The organism is Paraburkholderia sp. CNPSo 3272, from assembly GCF_024206495.1.
GTDB lineage: Bacteria > Pseudomonadota > Gammaproteobacteria > Burkholderiales > Burkholderiaceae > Paraburkholderia.
Window position 1 is genome coordinate 12,770 of record NZ_JAMBPQ010000043.1, and the last position, 21,833, is coordinate 34,602.

General features: G+C 62.7%; 24 protein-coding genes and 1 pseudogene. 14 read left to right on the forward strand and 11 right to left on the reverse strand.

Annotated features, from left to right (window positions below):
- Positions 1-68 precede the first annotated feature (68 nt).
- The 3 genes from M3I53_RS31870 to M3I53_RS31880 are packed head-to-tail and all read left to right on the forward strand — an operon-like array spanning position 69 to position 1,531.
- Positions 69-812, forward strand: a complete 744-nt coding sequence (locus M3I53_RS31870) for a Pr6Pr family membrane protein (RefSeq protein ID WP_254319800.1) — start codon at positions 69-71, stop codon at positions 810-812.
- Between the two features lie 23 nt (positions 813-835).
- Positions 836-1,345: a DUF1697 domain-containing protein gene (locus M3I53_RS31875; protein WP_254319801.1), complete on the forward strand. Its 510-nt coding sequence runs from the start codon at positions 836-838 to the stop codon at positions 1,343-1,345.
- A 45-nt stretch (positions 1,346-1,390) separates the two neighbouring features.
- Positions 1,391-1,531, forward strand: coding sequence for an FCD domain-containing protein (locus M3I53_RS31880; protein WP_254319802.1), 141 nt, complete (start codon positions 1,391-1,393; stop codon positions 1,529-1,531).
- A gap of 27 nt (positions 1,532-1,558) precedes the next feature.
- On the opposite strand, the gene M3I53_RS31885 is transcribed toward M3I53_RS31880, so the two are convergent.
- A complete protein-coding gene (locus M3I53_RS31885; RefSeq protein ID WP_254319803.1) occupies positions 1,559-2,083 on the reverse strand; it encodes a heme-binding protein in 525 nt (174 codons plus the stop codon).
- A gap of 97 nt (positions 2,084-2,180) precedes the next feature.
- On the reverse strand, positions 2,181-3,377 hold the full coding sequence (locus M3I53_RS31890) for an NnrS family protein (protein ID WP_254319804.1): 1,197 nt from the start codon (positions 3,375-3,377) through the stop codon (positions 2,181-2,183).
- A gap of 259 nt (positions 3,378-3,636) precedes the next feature.
- Here M3I53_RS31890 and M3I53_RS31895 point away from each other — a divergent pair, with 259 nt between their 5' ends.
- Complete coding sequence (locus tag M3I53_RS31895; protein ID WP_254319805.1) at positions 3,637-4,623, forward strand: aldo/keto reductase; 987 nt, start codon at positions 3,637-3,639, stop codon at positions 4,621-4,623.
- On the opposite strand, the gene M3I53_RS31900 is transcribed toward M3I53_RS31895, so the two are convergent.
- Both M3I53_RS31900 and M3I53_RS31905 read right to left on the reverse strand, forming a co-directional pair.
- A complete protein-coding gene (locus M3I53_RS31900) occupies positions 4,620-5,669 on the reverse strand; it encodes an acetylserotonin O-methyltransferase (protein WP_254319806.1) in 1,050 nt (349 codons plus the stop codon). The genes M3I53_RS31895 and M3I53_RS31900 overlap by 4 nt on opposite strands.
- 243 nt (positions 5,670-5,912) lie before the next feature.
- A complete protein-coding gene (locus M3I53_RS31905; RefSeq protein WP_254319807.1) occupies positions 5,913-6,143 on the reverse strand; it encodes a hypothetical protein in 231 nt (76 codons plus the stop codon).
- 167 nt (positions 6,144-6,310) lie between these two features.
- On the opposite strand from M3I53_RS31905, the gene M3I53_RS31910 reads away from it, so the two are divergent.
- Positions 6,311-7,072: a hypothetical protein gene (locus M3I53_RS31910; protein WP_254319808.1), complete on the forward strand. Its 762-nt coding sequence runs from the start codon at positions 6,311-6,313 to the stop codon at positions 7,070-7,072.
- Positions 7,073-7,139: 67 nt separating this feature from the next.
- Here M3I53_RS31910 and M3I53_RS31915 read toward each other — a convergent pair whose 3' ends face one another.
- Positions 7,140-8,057: an AraC family transcriptional regulator gene (locus M3I53_RS31915; RefSeq protein ID WP_254319809.1), complete on the reverse strand. Its 918-nt coding sequence runs from the start codon at positions 8,055-8,057 to the stop codon at positions 7,140-7,142.
- A gap of 101 nt (positions 8,058-8,158) precedes the next feature.
- Between M3I53_RS31915 and M3I53_RS31920 the strand changes: the two genes are divergently transcribed.
- Both M3I53_RS31920 and M3I53_RS31925 read left to right on the forward strand, forming a co-directional pair.
- Positions 8,159-8,908 carry an SDR family oxidoreductase gene (locus tag M3I53_RS31920; protein WP_254319810.1) on the forward strand — a complete coding sequence of 250 codons (750 nt, stop codon included), beginning with the start codon at positions 8,159-8,161 and terminating at the stop codon, positions 8,906-8,908.
- A gap of 19 nt (positions 8,909-8,927) precedes the next feature.
- On the forward strand, positions 8,928-9,686 hold the full coding sequence (locus M3I53_RS31925; protein WP_254319811.1) for an SDR family oxidoreductase: 759 nt from the start codon (positions 8,928-8,930) through the stop codon (positions 9,684-9,686).
- Positions 9,687-9,718: 32 nt separating this feature from the next.
- Here M3I53_RS31925 and M3I53_RS31930 read toward each other — a convergent pair whose 3' ends face one another.
- Genes M3I53_RS31930 through M3I53_RS31940 form a run of 3 tightly spaced genes read right to left on the reverse strand, consistent with a single transcriptional unit; the run spans position 9,719 to position 13,469 of the window.
- A complete protein-coding gene (locus M3I53_RS31930) occupies positions 9,719-10,846 on the reverse strand; it encodes a hypothetical protein (RefSeq protein WP_254319812.1) in 1,128 nt (375 codons plus the stop codon).
- A 53-nt stretch (positions 10,847-10,899) separates the two neighbouring features.
- The gene (locus tag M3I53_RS31935; protein WP_254319813.1) at positions 10,900-12,219 is read right to left on the reverse strand and encodes a hypothetical protein; all 1,320 of its coding nucleotides are present in this window, start codon (positions 12,217-12,219) and stop codon (positions 10,900-10,902) included.
- A 29-nt stretch (positions 12,220-12,248) separates the two neighbouring features.
- Positions 12,249-13,469 carry a hypothetical protein gene (locus tag M3I53_RS31940; protein ID WP_254319814.1) on the reverse strand — a complete coding sequence of 407 codons (1,221 nt, stop codon included), beginning with the start codon at positions 13,467-13,469 and terminating at the stop codon, positions 12,249-12,251.
- 400 nt (positions 13,470-13,869) lie between these two features.
- Here M3I53_RS31940 and M3I53_RS31945 point away from each other — a divergent pair, with 400 nt between their 5' ends.
- Complete coding sequence (locus M3I53_RS31945; protein ID WP_254319815.1) at positions 13,870-14,781, forward strand: LysR family transcriptional regulator; 912 nt, start codon at positions 13,870-13,872, stop codon at positions 14,779-14,781.
- Between the two features lie 75 nt (positions 14,782-14,856).
- Here the strand turns inward: M3I53_RS31945 and M3I53_RS31950 are convergent, their stop codons facing one another.
- Positions 14,857-15,861: a LysR family transcriptional regulator gene (locus tag M3I53_RS31950; RefSeq protein WP_309249560.1), complete on the reverse strand. Its 1,005-nt coding sequence runs from the start codon at positions 15,859-15,861 to the stop codon at positions 14,857-14,859.
- Between the two features lie 119 nt (positions 15,862-15,980).
- Here M3I53_RS31950 and M3I53_RS31955 point away from each other — a divergent pair, with 119 nt between their 5' ends.
- Positions 15,981-16,958: a zinc-binding alcohol dehydrogenase family protein gene (locus M3I53_RS31955; protein ID WP_254319817.1), complete on the forward strand. Its 978-nt coding sequence runs from the start codon at positions 15,981-15,983 to the stop codon at positions 16,956-16,958.
- Between the two features lie 518 nt (positions 16,959-17,476).
- Positions 17,477-17,833, forward strand: coding sequence for an STAS/SEC14 domain-containing protein (locus M3I53_RS31960; RefSeq protein WP_254319818.1), 357 nt, complete (start codon positions 17,477-17,479; stop codon positions 17,831-17,833).
- A 138-nt stretch (positions 17,834-17,971) separates the two neighbouring features.
- Here M3I53_RS31960 and M3I53_RS31965 read toward each other — a convergent pair whose 3' ends face one another.
- Positions 17,972-18,676 carry a YafY family protein gene (locus tag M3I53_RS31965; RefSeq protein WP_302057925.1) on the reverse strand — a complete coding sequence of 235 codons (705 nt, stop codon included), beginning with the start codon at positions 18,674-18,676 and terminating at the stop codon, positions 17,972-17,974.
- A gap of 150 nt (positions 18,677-18,826) precedes the next feature.
- Here M3I53_RS31965 and M3I53_RS31970 point away from each other — a divergent pair, with 150 nt between their 5' ends.
- From M3I53_RS31970 to M3I53_RS31980, 3 genes and pseudogenes are all read left to right on the forward strand, one after another.
- Positions 18,827-19,225 (forward strand): VOC family protein, encoded by a 399-nt coding sequence (locus tag M3I53_RS31970; protein WP_254319820.1) that lies wholly within the window; start codon positions 18,827-18,829, stop codon positions 19,223-19,225.
- A gap of 3 nt (positions 19,226-19,228) precedes the next feature.
- A pseudogene (locus M3I53_RS31975) lies at positions 19,229-19,398 on the forward strand (NAD(P)/FAD-dependent oxidoreductase); the annotation flags it as partial.
- Between the two features lie 12 nt (positions 19,399-19,410).
- A complete protein-coding gene (locus M3I53_RS31980) occupies positions 19,411-20,358 on the forward strand; it encodes a pseudouridine-5'-phosphate glycosidase (RefSeq protein WP_254319821.1) in 948 nt (315 codons plus the stop codon).
- Positions 20,359-20,364: 6 nt separating this feature from the next.
- Here the strand turns inward: M3I53_RS31980 and M3I53_RS31985 are convergent, their stop codons facing one another.
- Complete coding sequence (locus M3I53_RS31985; RefSeq protein WP_254319822.1) at positions 20,365-21,084, reverse strand: glutathione S-transferase; 720 nt, start codon at positions 21,082-21,084, stop codon at positions 20,365-20,367.
- Between the two features lie 146 nt (positions 21,085-21,230).
- On the opposite strand from M3I53_RS31985, the gene M3I53_RS31990 reads away from it, so the two are divergent.
- Complete coding sequence (locus tag M3I53_RS31990; protein WP_254319823.1) at positions 21,231-21,806, forward strand: TetR/AcrR family transcriptional regulator; 576 nt, start codon at positions 21,231-21,233, stop codon at positions 21,804-21,806.
- The last annotated feature ends 27 nt before the right edge of the window (positions 21,807-21,833 follow it).

A 21,833-nucleotide genomic window follows, 5' to 3' on the forward strand; every position in this document is an offset into this window, starting at 1 on the left:
ACAAATAGCCTGCCGCCGGGGCCGAGCCGCTTCGGACGCGCCTGATCTTTGTGCGCTACCATCGCTGCATGTCCGAACCACCGCTACCCGCACGCGCGGCTGCCGTGCCGCTCACCGGCACGGCGCAGCCGCAAAGCACCTACGCCACCGCATTGGCGGGTTTGATCGCGCTGCTCGCGTGGGGAGCGCTCGCCGCCCAAACCGACATTACGATCCAGCGCATGGTGCTGCGCGGCTTCGACACGTTCGAGGCTATCGGCAGGCTTTCGGCCTACCTCACCAATCTCACCGTATTGCTCGTCGCGCTCACCTTCACCTGCATCGCGCTGCGCGCTCGCTCGTGGCCCGCACGCTTGCTCCGCGCTCCCGGCGCAGTGAGCGCAGTCACGGTGTATATCGTGTTCGTTGGCATTGCTTACAATCTGCTGCTGCGGCATCTCTGGACGCCGCACGGTTATCGCGCGCTGCTCAACGAGAGCCTGCACAGCCTGATCCCGCTGCTGTGCGCGGCGTATTGGCTGCTGTTCGTGCCGCGCTTCACCCTTAGCGCTCGCGATCGCCTCGTCTGGCTCGTCTATCCGCTGGGCTACCTTGTTGTCACCTTCTGGCGTGGCAGCGAGACCGACTTCTATCCCTACCCGTTCATCGACGTCGCTCAGCTCGGCTACGCGCACGTGCTCGTCAACAGCGCCTTGCTACTCGCCGCCTTCATGGTGCTGATGGCGGTCTTCGTGACGATCAACGCACGCAGGCGCGCCGCCGTCGTGGCAAACGAAGGCCTCGCCGTAGCCGATTCGCAGCGCCCCGACTAACTCGCGGCTTACCGACCAATCTCATGCCCGTCTATATCGCCCTGCTGCGCGCCGTCAATGTCGGCGGAACGGGCAAGCTCCCCATGCCCGAACTTCGCGGCATGTGCGAAACGCTCGGATTCACGCAAGTGCGCACCTATATCGCGAGCGGCAACGTGGTGTTCGAGAGCCGGCTGGGCGAAGCATCGGTAAAAAAGAAGCTCGAGCAGAGCCTTGAAGCTTATGCAGGGAAGCCCGTTGGCGTAGCAGTGCGTACGGACGCGGAATTGGCCTCGGTGCTGCAAGGCAACCCGTTTCCCGCTGCCGCGCCTGATCGCACCGTCGCCATCTTTCTCGACACGCCGCCGCCCGCGGACGCGTTCGACAACGTGAGCGGCCAGGCGGCGGAAGAATTCCGCCTGGGCACCCGCGAGATCTATGTGTTCTACAAGGACGGTATCGGGCGCTCGAAGCTCAAGATCGCGGCGGCAAAGGCCGGAACGGCGCGCAACATGAATACCGTGGCGAAACTTCTGGAAATGGCGCAAGCGTGAGCGGCGCCTTGAAGTACAGCCCAGGCCTCACTCCAACGATACGCTTTGTATCGTGAGTTACGAGCGGAGTTTCCTGAGGCCGGTGCGTCCATCGTCGACGCGATTCTCGCCCGCGACGGCGAAACCGCCGCGCGTTGCATGCGCGAGCATCTGCTCAAGGTGCAGGGGTACGGCTCGCCGCATTGACGCAAGAAGCTCCGGCGTTTCGCGCGTTTACTTCACAGCGGAAGCCGCCGCCTTGCACGTTACGGCATCCTGATCGCCCGTGCCGCCGCTGCAGCCGATCGCACCGATCAGCTTACCGTCCTCCACGAGCGGAAAGCCGCCGGGCGAAGCCACGAGGTCCGGCACGAGCGTGGCAACGTAGGCATGACCGCTCTCGAACTGGTTATAGAAAACGCGGGTCTCGCGGCGAAAGCGCGCGGACGTGCGCGCCTTGTTCTGAGAGACCTCGACAGAGGCGTATTGCGCGCCATCCATGCGCTCGAAGGCAACGAGATCGCCATGCGGATCGACCACGGCGATGTTCATTTTCCAGTCGTGGCTGCGCGCCTCGGCTTCAGCAAGCGCAAGCAGATGCTTCGCCGCCTCGAGCCCGATAGGCGAACCGTAAGGAATGTCGTAAGGCATGCGCTCGGGCACAGCAGCCGCTGGCGGCGCCGAAGCTGACGTTTGAGCCTGCACCGAGGTTACAAAGACGAGACAGGCCGCGGCTGCGATCTGAACAGAGTGATGCATTGCTCACCCTCCTTCATCGGCGGGCCAAGGCGTCACGCGCGTCCAGCCCTAGCCAGTCAACATACTCGCGCGATCCGCCGTGCGCAAGGCCGATGGTTCAGCCGTCCTTACCATCGACACGCGGCGCAACGAGCCAGCCGGCGTAGCGATAGCAGTAGGCCGCGAACGCAACGGCCCAGCACGCACCTGACGCTTCGATCCAGAATGTGAGCCACTGCGGCGCGAGCCAGGGTCCCGCCACGCGAATCAGCGCCGCGAGTACGAGCAACACGTAGCAGGCGATGTCGAAGCCGCCCGGCACGAGCTTGCGGCCCGTATGTCCGCGCGCCGTGCGTGTGATCATTGCCATGATCGCGCAACCGATAGCGCCCACCGTGAACGCGTGAACGGCGAGCGTATGCGCGACCAAACCCATTGCGGCGAGCGCGAGCAGCAGGAACCCGACGGGTATCCACGCATAGGCGATGTGCAGGATGGTCAGGATCGGCCGGTTGCCGACGCGCCACGAACGCCAGCCCCAGATCCGCGCGCTGTGTGCGCACGCCGCCGCGAGCGCGGCGATCGCGACGAGCAAGCCTGAGCCGAGCGCGGCGTCGAGCACGAACGCCAGCGCGCTGAGCGGCATCACCGCGCGCTCGACCGCATTCCAGCGCCGCGCCGTGTAGCCCGGCACGGCGTTGGCCGTGAACGACGGGATGATGCGCCCGCCGATGATCGTGATGAACAGCACCAGCATGCCCACGGCGAGGTACGCGCTGTGGAGCGCCCAGTCCGCGCGGCCGGCCAGCATCGAAAGATGGAACGCCACGTTCAGCGCGGCGAGCATGCCGAGCGCGACCGGCAAGAAGATGTTGTGGCTGTTCCTCGCGCCGATCAGCACGCGCAGCAGAACGAGCGCGCATGCAGGTAGAAAGAGGCTGTCGACCACGGCGGCGGCGCCAGACGGTGCGTAAGCAACGGTAATGCGGCCCGCGAGCCACAGCAGCCACAGCGCCGCGAGGGACTTGCCCTGCGCCGGCGTGACCGATGTCCACGCGCGCACGGCGGTCAGCAAAAAGCCCGCCACGATCGCTGCGCCGAAGCCGAAAATCATCTCGTGCGCGTGCCAGAACGTGCCCGGCAGGTAGGAACTGAGCCCCGGCAACGGATGGCCGGCATACGCGGCCATCCAGGCCAGTAACGCCGCGCCGCCGAAGAGCGCGCCGCCAAGGTAGAACGGCCGGAAGCCGAGCGCCCACAGCGCGAAACCGCCGCGAGCCGCAGGGGTGGGTTCTTCGATCCGAAAGACGGTCATGATCACTCTCGCCAATACATTCATTTTCAATGCATCTTATATGGACTCGCTGAGAAATGCCGCTGAGAAGGCGCGATGTAATGCCACAGGTTCGATTCGGGGCTCGCCCCAGGGTAGCGCGAGGCGCGCTCAGGCGTGTGTGTACGCGTTAGCAACGAAAACAAGCATCGAAGAATCGTGCAAGCAATCGAGAGTATTGTGCTAACACGTCTGCGACGCGCGTGCCATCCTAAGTAGCTAGCCATCACAGGAGGGCAATATGCTGAATACGCGCAAGCTTGGACGTGAAGGACTCGTGGTTTCGGAGATCGGGCTGGGGTGCATGGGGATGTCCTACGCGTACGGCACGCCCGACGACACGGAGTCGATCGCCACGATTCATCGGGCGATCGAACTCGGTTGCACATTCCTCGATACCGCGGAGATCTATGGTCCTTTCGCCAACGAAGAATTGCTCGGACGCGCGCTAAAAGGACGTCGTCACGCGGTGACGATCGCGACGAAATTCGGCTTCAAGTTCGACAACGGGGTACGCGGCCTCGACAGCCGCCCCGAGCATATCAAGGAGGTGATCGACGCGTCGCTGGTCCGCTTGCAGACCGATCACATCGATCTGCTCTATCAGCACCGCGTGGATCCCGCCGTGCCGATCGAGGACGTGGCGGGCGCGGTGAAGGATGCGATCGCCGCAGGCAAGGTTCGCTATTTCGGCTTGTCGGAAGCGAGCGTCGATACCATCCGGCGCGCCCATGCCGTGCAACCCGTCTCGGCCGTGCAAAGCGAGTATTCGCTGTTCGAGCGCGGCGTCGAAGACAAGGTGCTGCCGGCCCTGCGCGAACTGGGTATCGGCTTTGTTCCCTACAGTCCGCTTGGCCGGGGCTTCCTGACCGGCAACGCCCGGCGGGCGGAGGAACTGCCCGCCGACGACTGGCGAGCAGCCAACGATCCGCGCATACAGGGCAGCAACTTCGATACGAACGTCAAGCTCGCAGCTTTCATCAAGACCCTTGCCGACGAGAAGTCCGTGACACCAGGCCAGCTCGCGCTCGCGTGGCTGCTCAAGCAAGGTGACGATCTGGTGCCGATCCCTGGCACCAAACGGCGCCAATACCTCGAGGAAAACCTGAGCGCAGCTTCAGTTCGCCTGGCGTCAGCGGATCTGGATCGCATCCGGAGTTTCCTTGCCGGACACCAGACCGCGGGCACACGTTACCTGCCGCCCATGCTGTCGCATCTCGACGGCTAGCGGACGCCAATCACCATCGAGTTTTGCCCTCCCAGCGGTTCGACTCTGATCTCACGAAAGCCCGCCTCGGTCATCCAATCGCCGCACTGCCTGGCGGTATAGTCGAAACCGCCGGGCGTCTCGATCAGCATGTTCAAACTCATCAGCAGACCGAATGCATTGTGCCTGCGCTCGTCGTCGATCATCGCATCGTAGACGATCAGACACCCGCCAGCGGGCAACGCCTGATAACTCCTCGCAAGCAGTTCGCGCTTCTGTTCGAGATTCCAGTCGTGGAGAATGTGTCCCATCACGAGGACATCGGCTGATGGCAACGCGTCCTTGAAGAAGTCGCCCGGATGAAAGTGAATTCGATCCTGTAGCGCGTTCGCCGCGATGTAGTCGTTGAACACCGGAGCGACGGCAGGCAGATCGAAACCAACCCCCGCAAGGTGCTCGTGTGCACGTGCAACCTCCGCCACGAGAGCACCCTGCGCGGTGCCGACGTCGACAACCGAGCGATAGTTCTGCCAGGGAAATTTTTGCGCCATCTCCTTGGCCAGATCCAGGCTGACACCCGTCATTGCACCCAAAAACTCACGAAGCCCGCGGTCGTCGCGATAGATTGCCTCGAACGGGTTACCGCCCTGCTTTGCTTCGTTCTGCGGCAGCCCCGTGCGCAACGCTTCGGTCAGCGAACCCCAGAACGGGTATAGGCGGTTGTTAGCCATGCCCAGAAACCCGGCGATACAACCCGGCTTGGCTCTGTCGAGAAATGCACCGGCCTCGGCGGTATTGCGGTACAGGCCGTCGTCTCGATCCAGGACCCCCAGCGCAACCAGCGCATCGAGAAAATCGTATGCCGATCTCGGATGCAACTGCATTTGCTCCATCAGCTGTGTTGCGGTGCGCGGGCCTCTGCCCAGAACGGTGAACAGGTCGAGTTCGACCGCGGATAGCAGCGCCTTCGAGGCCCAGAAACCCATGGCCAGCTGAAGCAGCTTTTGCGGAGAAGCGGCAGATGCGTTTCCGGTTTCAGACGTCAAGGTGCTCGATTGCGTTTCCATTGTCTTGTTTCCTTTCGCAGAGATACCAAGGTTCTCGATGGCTTTGCTTCACTACGCGAATCTACTTTGCGTCAACAGAACACCTTGCGGGCGATGACTATTCCGCGCTTGCCTCAAATTCCAGACGCTGTGCGCTTTCCTGCATCGTCCTGGTAGGCGCGCCCCGTAGACATCCGCCTTTCGGTTATGCCTTGCGCCCGTCGATCACCAGCGGCGGATTGGCGACGCTGCCGGTATAGTTCGTCATCGGCGACGCAGCGACAACACAATGACGACCCGCACCGCAGCCGGAGCGAAACCCGCGGCCGTGAACGACGCGACGTCCTGGGCGTCGAGACGCTCACGCTTGTCGATCAACGTGCGCGCGAGATGCGAAAGCGCCGCGAGCTTCTCGTCGGCCGGCAGGCAAGCCTCGAAATGCCGACTTCGAGCTTCCGGTGCCGATTCCAGTGTATATACGGGGAAGTTAGCCACGATATTTCCCTTGAAGCGGGACGCATGCATCAAGGGGCGATGACACGACAGTCACAGAGTAGTGATGCCCCGCAGCCTGGCCAATTACATGGCGTGTAATACAAAACAATCGTTCAGGCATCCGGCGAAGGCCACCGCGCCTGCACGCGAAAACGGAGAATCGAACCGTGCCACACCTGGGCATTGCGGTCATTGTGTTTGCATGCGTGTTTAGTAGCGCCCTGCTCGGCCTGTATCTGCACACCATGCTGCCAGCGCACCATCTCAGCGACGAATCGGTCAGCGTCATTAAGCTGACGATTGGATTGATAGCCACCATGGCCGCATTGGTGCTCGGGTTGCTGATCTCGTCGGCGAAAAGCTCATTCGATGCAGCGAACGCAGCGGTCGTACGTGACGCCACCAATATCATTCTGCTCGATCGCACACTGGCACAGTATGGTCCAGAGACGCAGGAGATCCGGGCCTCGCTGAAGCAGGGCGTCGCCACAGGGATCCGGAAGATCAGCTCCGGCGATCCGGCTCAGCTGGCAAGCATGCGCAGCCCCGAGGAGCTTAAACGCGGGGAGAATATCCAACGCCGGCTGGCGGAACTGTCGCCGAACAGCGAAACGCAACGCCGGCTGCAGGCGCACGCCATCCAGATCGCCGGCGACGTCCTTGCCATGCGCGAGCTTGCGCTGCTGCAGGCGGCAGGCTCGACCCCGATGCCGCTCCTGCTAACGCTCGTGCTGTGGCTGTGCATCATCTTCGGCTCGTTTGGGCTGTTCACCTCACCCAACACGACAGTCGTCGTCACGTTCTTTCTGGGCGCGATATCCACCTCCATTGCCATTTTTCTGATTCTGGAAATGAACACGCCGCTCGGCGGAATCGTCGCTGTCTCCCTCGCGCCCGTGCATGAGGCGCTCTCCATACTCGGACAGTAGTCGCAGCGGTGCCGCGGACAAGTTTGGCCGACGCGAACAGTCCTCCAGGCAGCCTGCTCGCGCCTGCTTACGCGCCATCCGGAGCCATCTGCTCCTCGCGCGCGTACTGCGTTGGCGGCCGGCCGACGTGCCGCGTAAAGGCAACGCTGAACGTGCTGGCCGAGCTATAGCCCACAAGTTGTGCAATCTCGGCGATACGGCCGTGATTGCGACGCAACAGATCCTTCGCCAGCGCCATGCGCCAGGTCAGCAGGTATTCCATCGGCGCGACGCCGACTGCGCGGCTGAAGCGCTCGAAAAAGGTCGAACGTGAGAGCGCGGCCTCCTTCGCGAGCGCGGCAACCGTCCATGGCTTCGTCGGGTGCTCGTGCATCTCCCGGATCGCGGCCGCGAGGCGGCTGTCGGAGAGCCCGCGCACGAGCCCCGGTGGCGCATAGGTTCCCGCCGTGGATCGCAGTGCCTCGATGAGCAGCACTTCCAGCAGGCGGGAGAGCACGACTTCGCGCGCAGGCCGCTGCGCTCTCGACTCCTCGCGCACGAGTTTTACGAGCGTTGCCAGCCGTTCCTGGCCGCGGACATGCACGAGTTGCGGCAGCAGCGAAACCAGCAGGGACGAATCCGGCGACCCGAAGCTGCAGTGGCCCGCCACCATGCGCGAGTCGACCGGGTGGTCCGGCGCGCCGACTCTGAATTCATTGTTGCCCATCGCGACCGGCGTCACGGGGTCGACGTCCGGCGGGGGAGGCTCGAGGCTGCTCACCTCGATGCCATAGGACGCTGGAATCAGGACGAAGTCGCCGGCCACGAGTTCGAGCGGCGCATGATCGTCGATCGTGATGCAGCACCCGCCGTCGAGGATGACGCAATAGAAAGGCTCGCCAGCACCCGACCGACTGATGCGCCAGGGGCCGGCGCCGAGGACGAGTTTGGAGAAGCGCGCACTCGGCTGCAGCAGCGTCACGACTTCAGCCAACGGATCGATCATGGCCGGACTCCTGCAAACGAAATTCGGATCTTTGATTGTAGCAAGTACGGTCTGCGCGATCTATCGTATGGACACACGCGACCCATGCCAAAGGAGATTCCATGCAAACCGTGCTGATCACCGGCTGCTCGTCCGGCTTCGGGCTCGAGATCGCCCGGTACTTCCTGGCCCGCGACTGGCGGGTCGTCGCCACGATGCGTACGCCGCGTGACGACGTACTGCCGCCTTCGGAACGCCTGCGCGTGCTGGCGCTCGACGTCACGAAGCCGGAAAGCATACGCGCGGCCGTCAGCGCCGCAGGCCCGACCGACGTCCTCGTCAACAATGCGGGGTTCGGCGCGGCTTCCCCAGCTGAACTTGTTCCGATCGAGGCCGTGCGCGAGGTCTTCGAGACCAACACGTTCGGCACGATCGCAGTGACGCAAGCCGTGCTGCCTCAGTTCCGCAAGCGCAAGGCCGGCGTCGTCGTAAACGTTACGTCGAGTGTGACGTTGAAGGCGCTCCCGCTGCTCGGCGCGTATCGCGCCAGCAAGGCTGCGGTGAACGCGTTCACCGAGTCGATGGCGCTGGAACTCGAGCCGTTCGGCGTGCGGGCGCGCCTCGTACTGCCGGGCCGTTCGCTGGAGACGCGCTTTGGAGAGAACGCGCGTGCCCATATCCACGGCTTCGACAACGAAGCCTATGCCGGTCTCGTCAAAGGAGTCCTCGCGCGTCTGGAGGACACGGCGTCCCCTCTCACCCAGGCACAGGACGTCGCCGAGGCCGTGTGGCGCGCGGCAACCGACCCCTCGACTCCGATGCACATTCCCGCCGGCGCTGACGCGAAAGCATGGGCAGCTGAGGTCAACTAATCAACACCAGGAGATTCTCATGCAGGACAATGTCATCGCTCTCGTCACCGGAGCCAATCAGGGAATCGGTCTTCAGATCGCGAAGGATCTTGCGTCACACGGCCTCACGGTACTCGTCGGGTCGCGCAATCTCGAACGCGGTGAGGTCGCAGCCAGGGAGATTGGGCCGAACGCGCGGGCGCTCCAGCTCGACGTGACGGATCGGGCTTCGATCGCAGCTGCCGCGCAGCGCATTCGCGACGAGCATGGCCGCCTCGACGTGCTCGTCAACAACGCCGCGATTTCTAGCACGAACCGGCAACCCGGCCAATCCGTGGAGGACTTCGCAAAGACCACCCGCCCGAGCAATGTCTCTCTCGATGAAATGCGCGCGGTGTGGGACACCAACGTGTTCGGCGTGCTGGCCGTTTATCAGGCGATGCTGCCGCTCCTGCGCAAATCGACGGCCGCCTGCATCCTCAACGTGTCGAGTGGCGTTGGGTCGCTCACGACGAACTCGGACCCTGCCTTCCCGTGGCGCTCGATCTTCGGTCCGGTATACCCCGCCTCCAAGACGGCGCTCAATGCATTGACCGTTGCCATGGCGATCGAACTGGAGCCGGAAGGCATCAGGGTCAACGCCGTCTCGCCGGGCTACACCCGCACGAACCTGAACGGTTACACGGGCACGGAGACCGTCGAGGAAGGTGCCCGCGAGGCGGTGCGCGTGATATTGCTGGGACCGAAGGGCCCGTCGGGGACATTTACCCGCTGGGAAAATCAGACGATTCCGTGGTGAACGAGGGGGCACCGAAGGCGCCTTCACGCTCGCTACGCGGAATGCGCCGCTAGTGCGAGTTCGAAGCGAATCGTGCGGTTGGTGCGTTCGACGCTCGATTCGCGGTGCGCTCGCAGCGGCCCGTCAAACGCCTCGAACAGGTTGTTGCCGCAGACATCTTCCAGGTCCGGCGCGACACGAATGGCGGGCCGCGTCGCCGTCCAGGGCGAAGCTGGCGTGAAGGTCCAACGTCTTTCGCCCTGTGCGATCGCGGCTCGTCCTCGCACCGGCAGCTCGTCGTCCCCAACGACCGTAATCGCGCGTCGGAGCAACGCCCAATCCAGCGGCCTGGGAAACATGATTTCCAGAGGTTGATCAGTGTTCGCCGCAGGAGGCAGCACCGTCCAATGTGCGACCTCAACGGACTCGCGAACCGCCTGGGCGACAACGAAAGGCTTGGAGAAATGCTGCTGTAGCGGACGACCGGACGAGTCGACCATCGCCGAGCCGACGGCCAGCGCGTAGCGTTGCCCCATCGTGAGCGGCGGACCCAGTTCCCGATTGGGGCCTACCCAGCGTTTCAGCCTGCCCGGATCCAGCAGAACGGTCAGGCATCGCATGCTCCTGTCCCAAAGCTCCAGCGCAGGCCGATAGAGCACGTCGTGAGCAGGCCGGCCATCGGGGCCGATGAGACTGATCTGCGACTCCGCACAGCCACGCCGCATCGGGCTGGAAAAACAAACGTAGAATCGAAGCAGGTTTTCCGGCAGCACGTCGGCGGATGGGAAGGCACCCGTCACGAAAGCCGGGTCGCCGCCGATTGGGTCCGGTAGCGAGAATTCGAGCGTCAGCACGTCCGCACGCTCGCCCCGCCCGAGCGGCTGCGGATCGAAACTCGCTCGATAGCGAACGCCCGGTTCGAACGGAAAACGCGGGATGAATCGCACCCCGGTCTCCAGCAGCTGATAGCGGCCAGCCACATCGGGAAGTTCGTCGCCGCCCCGCATGGCTGCATCGACAACGTTCACACGCAGCACGGATTGCAGCAGACGAGCCGTCCCCCGGTGTTCGACGAGCAACGCAACAAGCCCTGGATCGAGGTTGTGCACGCCGACGCAAGCCGCCGCGCTCCGCTGTGTCTCGTGCTCGACCCGCAGTGATGGCTGGAGTGTCATCGGCATTTTCAGGCAGTCTCGTTGCGCAATACCCCGCGTCCAGTTCATCTGGCAACCGGCTACGCGTGGTCGATCTCGTTGCGATGTTCGCGGTAGTGGAACGGATCCGGACCATTCGGCCAGTTCATTTCCGCCATTCCCAATCGGCGATCGAAGAAGTACGGAACCATCAGTGTGCCGATGTCCAGCCGCCAGGCCGTCTTCGGATGCCGCCAGACGACGACTGCCCACCGTGGATCGAGAATCGCGATATGTTCCGCCCGGATCGGCAGATCGCGCTGCGTGCGCCCGAGGCCGCCCGGCCCGAAATCGATGGGACCACCGGTCGGCTCGGGTTTCGCGGTCGTCAACTCCGCAGCTTCGATACGCGATGCGCTGCGCACGTCGATGGTAACCAGCAAGTAGTCCTTATGGTCGATCGGATCAGTATAAGTCAGCATATCCAGCGGATTCGACCCATAGCCCAGCTCGCCGATCGTGTCCCCGCGCACATGCGCGCCATCCTTCAGATCTTCCAGCCGTAAGCGAACGAGCGGCGTGCAACCGTACACCGCAAACAGGTACGGTTTTCCATCCATCTCCCGGATCAATTGCCGCACGATCGGGGCGCGCGTTTCGAACTCTCCGTGCGTCGGGTGCCAGATTTCGACGGTGCTCGTCGACAGTCGGGAGTCGAATGGATATGGGATGCGATACAGCGTCGATGCGAAGCGCTGATTCGAGATTCCTGTCACGAAAACCTCGCCGTTGTAGTACTTCACGTCCGTGATCGCATAGACCTGCTGGGGCTCGAACTCCAGCATCGCTTTCTGGTCCGGCTCATTGGGAATGGCCATTTTCGAGTGCGCAATCCCGTCGAGTTCGAGCAACTCGAGTTTGCCGTGATTGACCTTCACGATTGCTGCCATGGCGCCTGCCCCGTGGCCGCGCTCGACCGACATGAAGATCTGTCGTGACGGCTGATGGATCACCATATCGTTGATGACAATATTGCCGACCGTCGTGCCGAAGAGCGCAGCGAGCTTCTGATCCACGCCGACGACGAGATCGCGGCCTTCGAAGTTATGATAATTTCCCATCTCCACGTCGGCTTGCGAGGTCACGTCCGAATCCTTCAGGGCAAACGCATGAACGGCCGCCCCCGTGATATCGCCGACGAAGAGGACATTGTCGGGCCCGAACTCGAGGGCGCCCGCAGACTGGAGCGGACCGCCTGGTCGCGGCGAGCCGGATCGCACCGCTTCAGCCCTGTTCGTTTCACCCGAGGCCAGCGCCGGGGCCGCCAGGGCAAGCATGAGCGCCGAGGCCGAGCCAGCCCGAAGAAAGTCGCGCCGCGAACGGGCATCGTCCGCCATACCGGATGTTGTCGTGTGGTCCATTGCGTTCCCTGTAGCATCACCGTTCGGTGCTAGATGCTGGCAAATCCACCGCCGGCAGCCGTCAATCCGCCACTGACCTCGAGCGCATCGATCGCACCATGCAGTTCCAGCGGATTGACGCCTTCGCCATGCGTGATCAGGCCGCCGGCGATCGCGATCTTGCGCGCCGATCCTCCGGGCTTGATGCTGAGCGCCGTCGCCGCTAGCCGTACAACAACGCCCTTGACCAGTGAGTCGCCCGTACCGCCCCACGTCTCGATGCCCCGGCGGACGGCGATCTCGCCGACGGGCTGGCTGATCTGGACGCCCACTGCGCCATCGGCATGCGTGACGACGCGCTCGAATTGCGCCGATCGCACGGTGCCCGTGTAGACATTGAAGCCGCGCGATCCCTGGCCGAACGTCTCGATCAACGCGTTGACTTCGAGTCGCTCGAGAGAGCCGAAATTGACGAAGCCGATGCCGCTCGGCCCATAGGAAGTGACTTTCCCGTCGACGATCCAGCTATCGACGGCTCCCCAGTTGTCGAGCACCATGTCGTTCGAACCGTAGGTCGTCACCGGGCCGTGATTGTGCACGCTGGCGACGCATGCGCCCGACACGACGAACACGCCGCCGGTGATGCGATCCGGCGTGCCCGGCGCGATGCCGCCATCGCTGTGGACGGCGCCCGTTTCCAGGCGATGCGCGACGACACGCCCGCCCGACTCCCCCGCGCCGCCAACGAAGATGCCGCTGCCGCGAACCGGCGCACCGGCACGGCCCGCCGCAAGCCCGGTGAGGTCCGCCGTGATGACCACGTCGCGGTCTTCGCGCTGATTCCAGAGCGTGAATGCGCCCGGAACGACTTCGACGCCATATCCCTTCGGGCGCTCGTCATAGCCACGGGCGTCCGCAGCCCAAATGTCGATATCGTGTGCTTCGACGTGGCCGCCAGCCACGCTGTCGCGGGCCAGCAACCGCACGACGCCCGCAATGCTCAGATCGTGGAGAACGAGCCGACCGAATCCGTCGACACGAGTATCGTTGAAAATGGCGCGCCGATCGGGGTCCGTCGAAAGCCGCAAGCCCTCGACCCGATTGTCTGCCGATAGCTCCAGCCCGTCGCTGCCGGGCGCGAAGCGCAGGGCGGCGTGTGCGTCGATGCCGGTCAGAGCCAGACCGGGCCGCAGGCGAAGGGCCGCCACCCCATCGATCTGCGCTGAAACGACGATATGCAGAACCTGGTCGTTGTCGAGCGCCGCCTGCAATTCGGCGAGCGTGGAGACGTTGCGCGTTGCGGTGTTCACGATGAGTCGTCCCTCCATGATCTGATGCACGGTGCCAACGCCGCTTGGACGAGCGATGCGGCCTTCCTGGCGCAGCCTGGTCGCTCGCCCGGAACAATGTTCCCGGATCCACCCTTTCGGTCTGGGGCGATCGGGTTTGACGGGTCTACGACGACACGCTCACCGGATTTTTCTCGATGGTAGCCAACCGCTCCGGTGACCGCTAACGGACATTGCGGAAATCGGATTTCCATTTCTGGAAAGCTTCCGCGCCGCGGGCATGCTGCCGCCTTGCTGCCGCCCGGTTGCGGCGGTAATCTGCGTCAGGCGATGGAGGCCGCGGATCGCCAGCCACATGCCGGTCGGACGGAGCGTAACGGTAATGAAAGATCTGAATACGCTGCTGATTTTCGCGAAGGTCGTCGAGGCGAGCAGCTTCTCGGAGGGCGCGAGGAGGCTCAAGATGCCCATCTCCTCGGTGAGCCGCCGTATCGCCGAACTCGAAAATCAGCTGGGCATTCGTTTGCTCGATCGATCCACGCATCACCTGAGGCTCACGGACTTCGGCACCGAAGTATTCGAGCTCGCAAAACAGGCTACGGAGGTCAGCGAAGCCGTCGACAATGTCATCTCGAACCGCCTGCCCGAGGTGTCCGGCGCCGTGCGGCTCTGTGCGCCGCCGAGCCTCTCCGACTCGCTCATCGTGCCTGTCGTCGAAGCCTTCCAGCAGTCTTACCCCAACGTTGAAGTCAAGGCATTCATTACCGAGCGCATCGTCGACCAGATAGCCGAGGATGTCGACATCGCGTTCAAGGTCGGAACCTTCACCGACGCGACGCTCGCAGCGCGCACGCTTCTGACTTACCGGCATCAGATCGTGGCGAGTCCGAAGTACCTCGCCAGATGCCCGCCGCCGGAATCGCCGAGAGACCTTCCCGCGCACCGGCTTTTCGCGTTCTCGTTCTGGAAGCCGGACTATAGCTGGAGCTTTGTTCACGTCAACGGCCGGGATACCGAAACGGTTTCCTTTCAGCCGGCAATCGCCATGAACGATTACACAGGGCTCATCGTGGCGCTGCTCGAAGGCTGCGGCATCGGGGACCTGCCGCCTATCGTCCAGCCAGACCTCGTGCGTAGCGGGCAACTCGTCGAGGTCCTGCCGGACTGGCATCTGCCGGTATTCGACCTGACCATCGCCAACCTGCGCGACCGCTATCTGCCCCGCCAGGTTCGTATTTTCAGGGACTTCGCGTCGAAGATGGTGCCCGGGCTCTTTGGCACCTTACCATCCTGAAAGGCGAAAACAGGCGATTCCACCGAACCCGTTTCAATCATTCGTAATCCGTAAGGAATTCGAATGTACCGCACGCTACTCCGGAAGATCCGGAAACAACACCGGTGCCATCTCGATGGCGAATTCCTTGAAGAGCCTGCACGGTTTCGAAATGTGCCGGTTGCCCAGGTAGACAAGGGAGAGATCGTATGTCGGGAGGCGCCATTGCGGAATCACCTCCACCAGCTTGCCCTCGCGGACGAGATCGGGCCGGACCACCGGAGGCAGCTCACCAATGCCGGCACCCGCCAGCAACATGGCAGCGAGGCCGGCAAAATCGTTCATCGCGAATAACGGCTGGAACGTGAGCGTCTGCTTTTGCCCTCCATTCTCGTGCACGAAGCACCAGCTGCAATCCGGCTTCCAGTGCGAAAACGCGAGGAGGCGATGCTCGAGCAGATCCTGCGGCTTTCGGATCACTGCGCAGCGCTTGAGGCAAGCGGGCGTTGCCACGATGCGATGCCGATAGGCCAGAAGGCGCCGCGCGACCAGCGACGAATCGCGCAGTGCCCCAACGCGGAACACGAGGTCGACGCCGTCGGCGATATGTTCGACGTAGCGCTCGGTGACGAGAATCTGAAAACGCACGTTCGGATAGCGCTTCTGAAATTCCATGACGAGCGGCGTCAGCAAGGTATCCGAAACGCTCGGCGGCGCCGAAAGGCGCAAGAGCCCGGACATGTCCGAGAGATGGTTCGAAGCGACGCTCTCGATGGCCTCGCCCAGCTCGACGCCCCGCACGGCTTGCTCGTACACCTCCTTGCCCAGTTCGGTGAGGGTGAGATTACGAGTGGAGCGTTCGAGGAGGCGAACGCCCAGCGCCTGCTCGAACTCCGCGATGTGCCGGCTGACTGTGGAGACCGGCATGCCAAGCCGGCGTGCCGCCCCGGAGAGGCTGCCCGATTCGACCACCTTGGCGAATATCACCAGCGAGTTGAGGTTCGCCATCGCTTTTCCATCGTTGGAAAACCATTGTGCGCCAATCGTCGTCGGCGTCGCAAGGACGGGGGCGAACCCGCTGCACAGGCGCGCAAGTGGCATGTCGAGGCGCGTTGATCTTTCCGGAACTGGAAAACGATTTTCTGCTTTACCGCCTACCGGAAAATCGCGCCTGCTCTATCGTTTTGCATACACACGCGTGTGCCGCAAAGGAGGCGTCGATGACGACCATGAAAGCCGCAGTGATCCACGAGCCGGGCGGCCCTGAGGTGCTCAAGCTCGAACAGCGTCCGATCCCGGTGCCGCAGCGCGGCGAGGTGCTGATCCGCGTGAAGGCGTTCGGACTCAACCGTTCCGAAATGTTCACGCGTCAGGGATTTTCCCAGAGCGTGAAGTTTCCGCGCGTGCCCGGAATTGAGGCGGTCGGCACCGTGGAAGACGCACCAGGAATGGAGTTCGCCAAGGGCGATACGGTTGCCACCGCGATGGGAGGCCTGGGGCGTGAGTTCGACGGCAGCTATGCGGAGTACACCTGCGTACCTGCCCGGCAGGTGCAAAAACTGATCACTGGCGTGCCTTGGGAAACGCTCGGCGCAATGCCGGAAATGCTTCAGACCGCGTGGGGCTCGCTCTTCAAGGCCCTCGCGCTGCAGAAGCGGGACCGGCTGCTGGTTCGGGGAGGAACGACATCGGTTGGACTTGCCGCTGCCGCAATCGCCAAAGCGCACGGTGCGTTTGTGATATCGACGACCCGCAATCCGCAGAAAGGCGACGCGCTGCGTGCCAACGGTTCCGACCGTGTCGTCATAGACACGGGCGCAATCGCGCAGGAGATCGGCGAAGTGTCGCCCGGCGGCGTGGATAAAGTGCTGGAACTCATCGGAACCACGACACTGAAGGACTCGCTGCGCTGTGCGAAACAAGGCGGCGTGGTGTGCATGACGGGCATCGTTGGCAACCAATGGTCGTTCGATACTTTCAGCCCGATGGAAGTAATACCGAGCACGGTGAAACTCACCATATACGACGGCGGAGTCAATGAATTCATGGCGACGCCCTACGACGAGCTGCTGGCGCAGGTGAAGGCCGGAACACTTCGCATCCCCATTGGGAGGGTTTTTCGACTCGACGATATCGTGGAAGCGCACCGGTGCATGGAAGAGAACAAGGCCGGAGGGAAGATCGTCGTGCTGCCATGAAGGCGGCTTTCAGGCGATTCCAGTTGACCGATGGGACCGCGATTTCATGTTTCGCGATGCGCACCGATAACGGGTGATCGGCAGGAAACTGCGTCCGGCCGCGGGGCCCGCCAATGCACCTTCGCTAAAGGCGAGGCGGCCGATCTAACCGAGACTACAGTGCGCCGCAAGATTCCCTAATTTTGTTGTTGTGCTATGCCGACACGACGCACCGCTATTTTTGTCGGCTAGTTGACTGTCACACACCGCAGGTAATCTGGCGATGCGCCTGAATACGGAATAGCCCCCGTTAGGCGCACCCCTCGGCCGCATCACTGTATGCGGCTTTTTTTTATGCACTGCAAACATTTGAGGCCGTTTGTCTCTGCGCCGGGAGCGGCGAATCGAGGTTCGAACCGCCGCTACCGTGGGGTGGCAAGCCAACCGGCCACGAGGAAAGGGGTACCATGAGAAAACTACCGAGCGCCAGGCTTATCCGCGCCTGAGCGTGTAACGTCTCCGTACCCAGGGGGCCCGCCATGATCCAGTATCATTCCACTCCCGATTCGCCGGTCATCGAAATCACCGTCGAAGGCAAAATCACCGACCACGAACTGCGCGAAGCCATCGAGCGCATGCGCGGCGATTTTGAACTGAACGGGAAGACCCGTGTGCTCGAACGCATCGAGCACTTCAGCGGTATGGAGCCGAAGGCGTTGTGGACCGACATGACGCTCGGCGTCTCCCTCGCCCGCAAGGTCACACGCGCCGCAGTAGTGGCAGACGCGGGCTGGATTCGCGCCTCGATGCATTTGGCGCGATTCTTCACCAAGGCTGAAATCAAGTCGTTCCACCCTAACGAACTGGAGCAGGCGCGAGCCTGGATCAACGCCTGAAAGGTGCCTGCAGCCGAACGCTTCGGACGGCAGGAGGAGCCGTCATTCGTTCCCCAACGTTGGATTGACCGCTTTCGCAGTCAATACGCTTTTTCCTTCATGGCAGCCGGCAGCGCAGTCGCGAGCACGGGGAACCATTTATTCCGGCAGATCGATTCCGCGCGATTGCTTCATATGCTGCTTCCACCGTGCCATCAGTGTTCTTCTCCGCACATCATGCGGCTCGCCAAGAAACGTGGCGTCGACAATGCGATCCGTCCTGAAGTGGCGAAATTCCTGACGCAATTCGCACCACGCAACAAGTAGTCGGACAGCATCCGCGTACCCAACGAGCAGCGGCCATATCGTGCGTTCGCTCGCGCGTCCGTGTTCGTCACGGTAACGGATTCGAAGCTTGCAACCCACGCGAATCCACTCGCGAACCTGCGCGACGTTCAGCATGTCGGCCCGCGACGATTGTGGCGGCGGCGTGCTGACCGTCGGCTCAGCGATGAATGGCCTCAACTGGTCCGGCACCGCGGCAGTGATCTTGGCGATCAGATCCCGAGCGGCTCTAGCCAGCACCGGATCGCTTCGTTGGGCGACCCATTGTGCGCCGAGCACGGCGGCTTCCAGCTCATCGGGCGTCAACATGAGAGGCGGCATGTCGTAGTGACGGTCGAGCACGTAGCCAATGCCTGCCTCGCCAGAAATGGGCACGCGTTGTCCCATCAGATCGGAGATGTCGCGATAAACAGTCCGCACAGAGATTTCCAGTTCATCGGACAGAACGCGCGCGGTCACGGGACGCTTTGCGCGTCGAAGAATCTGGATGATCTGGAAGAGTCGATCTGCTCGGCGCATGACGGAGTTTCGCTGCTGACAGAATGGTGGCAGCAGGCCTTTTGTAGGATGCTGGAAAGTCGTCTACCGCGTTAGCGGCGACTTTATCGCCGGACCTCGAGCTTGCCAATGCTGGTCCGGATACTGGTTTTCCTCATAAAGGACAATAAAATGGACTTCGTCTCCGCTCGCATTATCACCGATGACATCAAACGGCTGGTCCGATTCTACGAGGACATCGGGCTGAAGGCCATCTGGTACACGGAGGAATTCGCAGAACTGTCTACAGCTACCTGCACGCTCGCAATTGGCAGCAAGCGCACCATGGACCTGTTCGGGTCGGGCGCCGCGATACCGGCAAGCAATCACTCGCTCATTCTCGAATTCCACGTGCCCGATGTGGATGAAGTTTACAGCCGGCTCGGCGAGTGGCTCAAGGACGTTGTACAGGTGCCCACCACCCAGCCATGGGGCAATCGCTCGCTGCTTTTTCGGGATCCGGACGGCAATCTGGTCAACTTCTTTACGCCGGTGAGCCCGGAGGCTGTTCGCAAGTATATGAAGAGGTGATTCGGGGTATGCTCGCCAGACCAGTTCTTCTGGCTGCGCCCGTTCGCGGGCGTCTCAGATAAGCGCGGGCACAGCGCGCCGTATGCGAACCTGTACCACATCGGCGCGTCTACGCATCCTGGTCCCGCGCTCGGCGGCGGTCGGGTTGGATCGTAGCGAACCAGCTCAGTTGACGAGGCATCGACATGGTGACGGACCTTGCACGCTCGTGGTTGACCTGCAGCTCTCCAGTGGCTGCCGCACAGGCCGCCGGCCGGCCGCTCGTGGCGCTGGAATCGACCATCATTGCCCACGGCATGCCCTACCCCGAGAACGTTCGTACTGCGCGCGAAGTGGAGGCCTTGATCCGTAACGCGGGCGCTGAGCCCGCGACTATCGCACTGATCGGTGGGCGGATCCGCATCGGCCTGACGGACGACGAACTGGAACTGATCGGCCGCTCGGAACGGGTACACAAGGTCAGCCGCCGCGACCTGCCGGCCATCCTGGCCGGCGGCGGGCTCGGCGCCACGACCGTCGCCGGCACGATGATCTGCGCCGCGTTGGCCGGGATCGAGGTCTTCGTCACCGGAGGCATTGGCGGGGTACACCGGGGTGCGCAGGAGACCTTCGACATCTCGGCCGACCTGCAGGAACTGGCGAAGACCTCGGTGGCGGTAATCTGCGCCGGTGCGAAGTCCATCCTGGACATCGGCCTCACCCTGGAATACCTGGAAACCCACGGCGTACCCGTACTCAGTTGCGAACAGGACAATTTCGCGGCGTACTACATGCGTGACAGCGGCTTTCGCGCGGACTTCAGGCTGGACGACCCCGCGGAGCAGGCGCGGTTCCTCCGCACCAAGTGGGACCTCGGCCTCGAGGGCGGTGTGGTGCTGAGCACTCCGGTGCCGGCAGCGGCAGCGATGACGTTCGAAGAGATCGACGCGCTGACTCAGCAGGCGCTCGACGAGGCCACTGCGAAGGGAATCACGGGTAAGGCCGTGACCCCCTTCCTGCTCGCGCGCGTCAATGCGTTGACAGGCGGACGTAGCCTGGCGACGAACATCGCGATCGTGAAACACAATGCCGAGGTCGGAGCAAGGCTGGCGTTGGCGTTGGCACACGTAGCGCGCGGGACAAGCGCTGCGTAGCCATCACTAGTCTGTCCCGGTCGGTCCTGACGCCCGGGCCAGGGCAGCAAACACCGGCTGGTTTCTTACGCTCTCGCGCTCCAGCATTCTTGCGTACCAGGCTTGAAGCGCCTCGCACTCCGCAGGCACCGGTAGCTTCACAAGCGCCGCAAAGATCAAACCGCCGATGACGGTGATGTCGGCCATCGAGAAAGCCTCGCCTGCGACATAGGGTTGTCCTTTTAGAACAGCATCGAAGTAGCGCATACCCCTCAGCGCCTTGTCGCGTTGACGGAACCCCCATTCCGGATTTTGATACGTCTCGACGTCGGGGCCCAGACCTGGCGTGCCGTGATGGAAATAGACACTGACGGCGTCGAGCAGCTCCAACTCGGCGCGCTTGCTCATCATGTGAATCACGCCCTTTTCGCGCGGTGTGCCACCGGTAAGCACAGGCGCGCCACCGAGCGCGTCGAGGTATTCGGTAATGGCCGTGCACTCGGCAATACAGGTTCCGTCATCGAGTTCGAGCACCGGCAGCGTCCCCGAATAGTTCTTGCCGGCGATGAACCCGGCCTTTTTGTGCTCCCCCTTGTAAAGGTCGACCATCACGAACTGCACGCGCGATTGCAGCCCCTTTTCAGCCAGAGCGATGCGCACGCGTGTCGGATACGGCCCTGTCGGGAAGTCATAGATCTTCATCACGGGTAGCTGGGTTGCGTCGAAACTGACGGTATGGGAAGTCATTGCCGGGGCGCTCCATAGTCGGCTGCATCGGATCGGGCGGCGCGAAGACACGTCGTCCGGTAATCGACCTAACGTTTGTTAGGTTAACGATAAGATGTACAATACGCGTTGTCAACGCCTATTTCCCGCTTACGGAGGCTGAAACAGTGAGCAATGACGCGAGCTCGAACTCGAAGGAGAGAATCCTGGCGGCCGCCACGAGGCTCGCGCAGGCGCACGGCTACGGCGGTTTGAATTATCGCGATCTCGCGGACGAGGTTGGTATCAAGGCCGCGAGCATCTACCACCATTTCGAAAGCAAGGCCGATCTCGGCGCAGCGGTAGCGAGGCGTTACTGGGAGGACACGGCGGCGGCTCTGGATGACATGCTGGCCAGATCGCAGGACCCGCTGCGCTGCCTTCGTCACTACCCAGACACCTTCCGCAAGGCGCTTGAAACCGGCAATCGCATATGCCTATGCAGCTTCATGGCCGCCGAAACTGACGACCTGCCGGAAATCGTGATGAAAGAAGTCCGGACCTTTGCTGACGTGAATGTGGCGTGGTTGAGCAAAGTGTTGGCCGCCGCGGCAGTGGTCGGACCGCGAGAGAGCAAACAGCGGGCTCGCGCTATCTTCGCTGCGATCGCCGGCGCGCAGCTCATCGCGAGGAGCCGCTCCGATATCGCTCTCTATGACGCACTCATCGAAAGCTATCGAAAAGCTGGCCTTTTGCCCACCTAGCCGTGCAACGGCCCATGTAGACGCGCG

What these genes read in the sequence shown, in the direction of transcription:
- M3I53_RS31970 (WP_254319820.1), top strand. Translation starts at nt 18,827, where the DNA reads ATGGACTTCGTCTCCGCTCGCATTATCACCGATGACATCAAACGGCTG.
- M3I53_RS31945 (WP_254319815.1), top strand. Translation starts at nt 13,870, where the DNA reads ATGAAAGATCTGAATACGCTGCTGATTTTCGCGAAGGTCGTCGAGGCG.
- M3I53_RS31980 (WP_254319821.1), top strand. Translation starts at nt 19,411, where the DNA reads ATGGTGACGGACCTTGCACGCTCGTGGTTGACCTGCAGCTCTCCAGTG.
- M3I53_RS31895 (WP_254319805.1), top strand. Translation starts at nt 3,637, where the DNA reads ATGCTGAATACGCGCAAGCTTGGACGTGAAGGACTCGTGGTTTCGGAG.
- M3I53_RS31955 (WP_254319817.1), top strand. Translation starts at nt 15,981, where the DNA reads ATGACGACCATGAAAGCCGCAGTGATCCACGAGCCGGGCGGCCCTGAG.
- M3I53_RS31885 (WP_254319803.1), bottom strand. Translation starts at nt 2,083, where the DNA reads ATGCATCACTCTGTTCAGATCGCAGCCGCGGCCTGTCTCGTCTTTGTA.
- M3I53_RS31930 (WP_254319812.1), bottom strand. Translation starts at nt 10,846, where the DNA reads ATGCCGATGACACTCCAGCCATCACTGCGGGTCGAGCACGAGACACAG.
- M3I53_RS31890 (WP_254319804.1), bottom strand. Translation starts at nt 3,377, where the DNA reads ATGACCGTCTTTCGGATCGAAGAACCCACCCCTGCGGCTCGCGGCGGT.
- M3I53_RS31915 (WP_254319809.1), bottom strand. Translation starts at nt 8,057, where the DNA reads ATGATCGATCCGTTGGCTGAAGTCGTGACGCTGCTGCAGCCGAGTGCG.
- M3I53_RS31920 (WP_254319810.1), top strand. Translation starts at nt 8,159, where the DNA reads ATGCAAACCGTGCTGATCACCGGCTGCTCGTCCGGCTTCGGGCTCGAG.
- M3I53_RS31985 (WP_254319822.1), bottom strand. Translation starts at nt 21,084, where the DNA reads ATGACTTCCCATACCGTCAGTTTCGACGCAACCCAGCTACCCGTGATG.
- M3I53_RS31950 (WP_309249560.1), bottom strand. Translation starts at nt 15,861, where the DNA reads ATGCCACTTGCGCGCCTGTGCAGCGGGTTCGCCCCCGTCCTTGCGACG.
- M3I53_RS31935 (WP_254319813.1), bottom strand. Translation starts at nt 12,219, where the DNA reads ATGGACCACACGACAACATCCGGTATGGCGGACGATGCCCGTTCGCGG.
- M3I53_RS31960 (WP_254319818.1), top strand. Translation starts at nt 17,477, where the DNA reads ATGATCCAGTATCATTCCACTCCCGATTCGCCGGTCATCGAAATCACC.
- M3I53_RS31925 (WP_254319811.1), top strand. Translation starts at nt 8,928, where the DNA reads ATGCAGGACAATGTCATCGCTCTCGTCACCGGAGCCAATCAGGGAATC.
- M3I53_RS31965 (WP_302057925.1), bottom strand. Translation starts at nt 18,676, where the DNA reads ATGCGCCGAGCAGATCGACTCTTCCAGATCATCCAGATTCTTCGACGC.
- M3I53_RS31900 (WP_254319806.1), bottom strand. Translation starts at nt 5,669, where the DNA reads ATGGAAACGCAATCGAGCACCTTGACGTCTGAAACCGGAAACGCATCT.
- M3I53_RS31875 (WP_254319801.1), top strand. Translation starts at nt 836, where the DNA reads ATGCCCGTCTATATCGCCCTGCTGCGCGCCGTCAATGTCGGCGGAACG.
- M3I53_RS31870 (WP_254319800.1), top strand. Translation starts at nt 69, where the DNA reads ATGTCCGAACCACCGCTACCCGCACGCGCGGCTGCCGTGCCGCTCACC.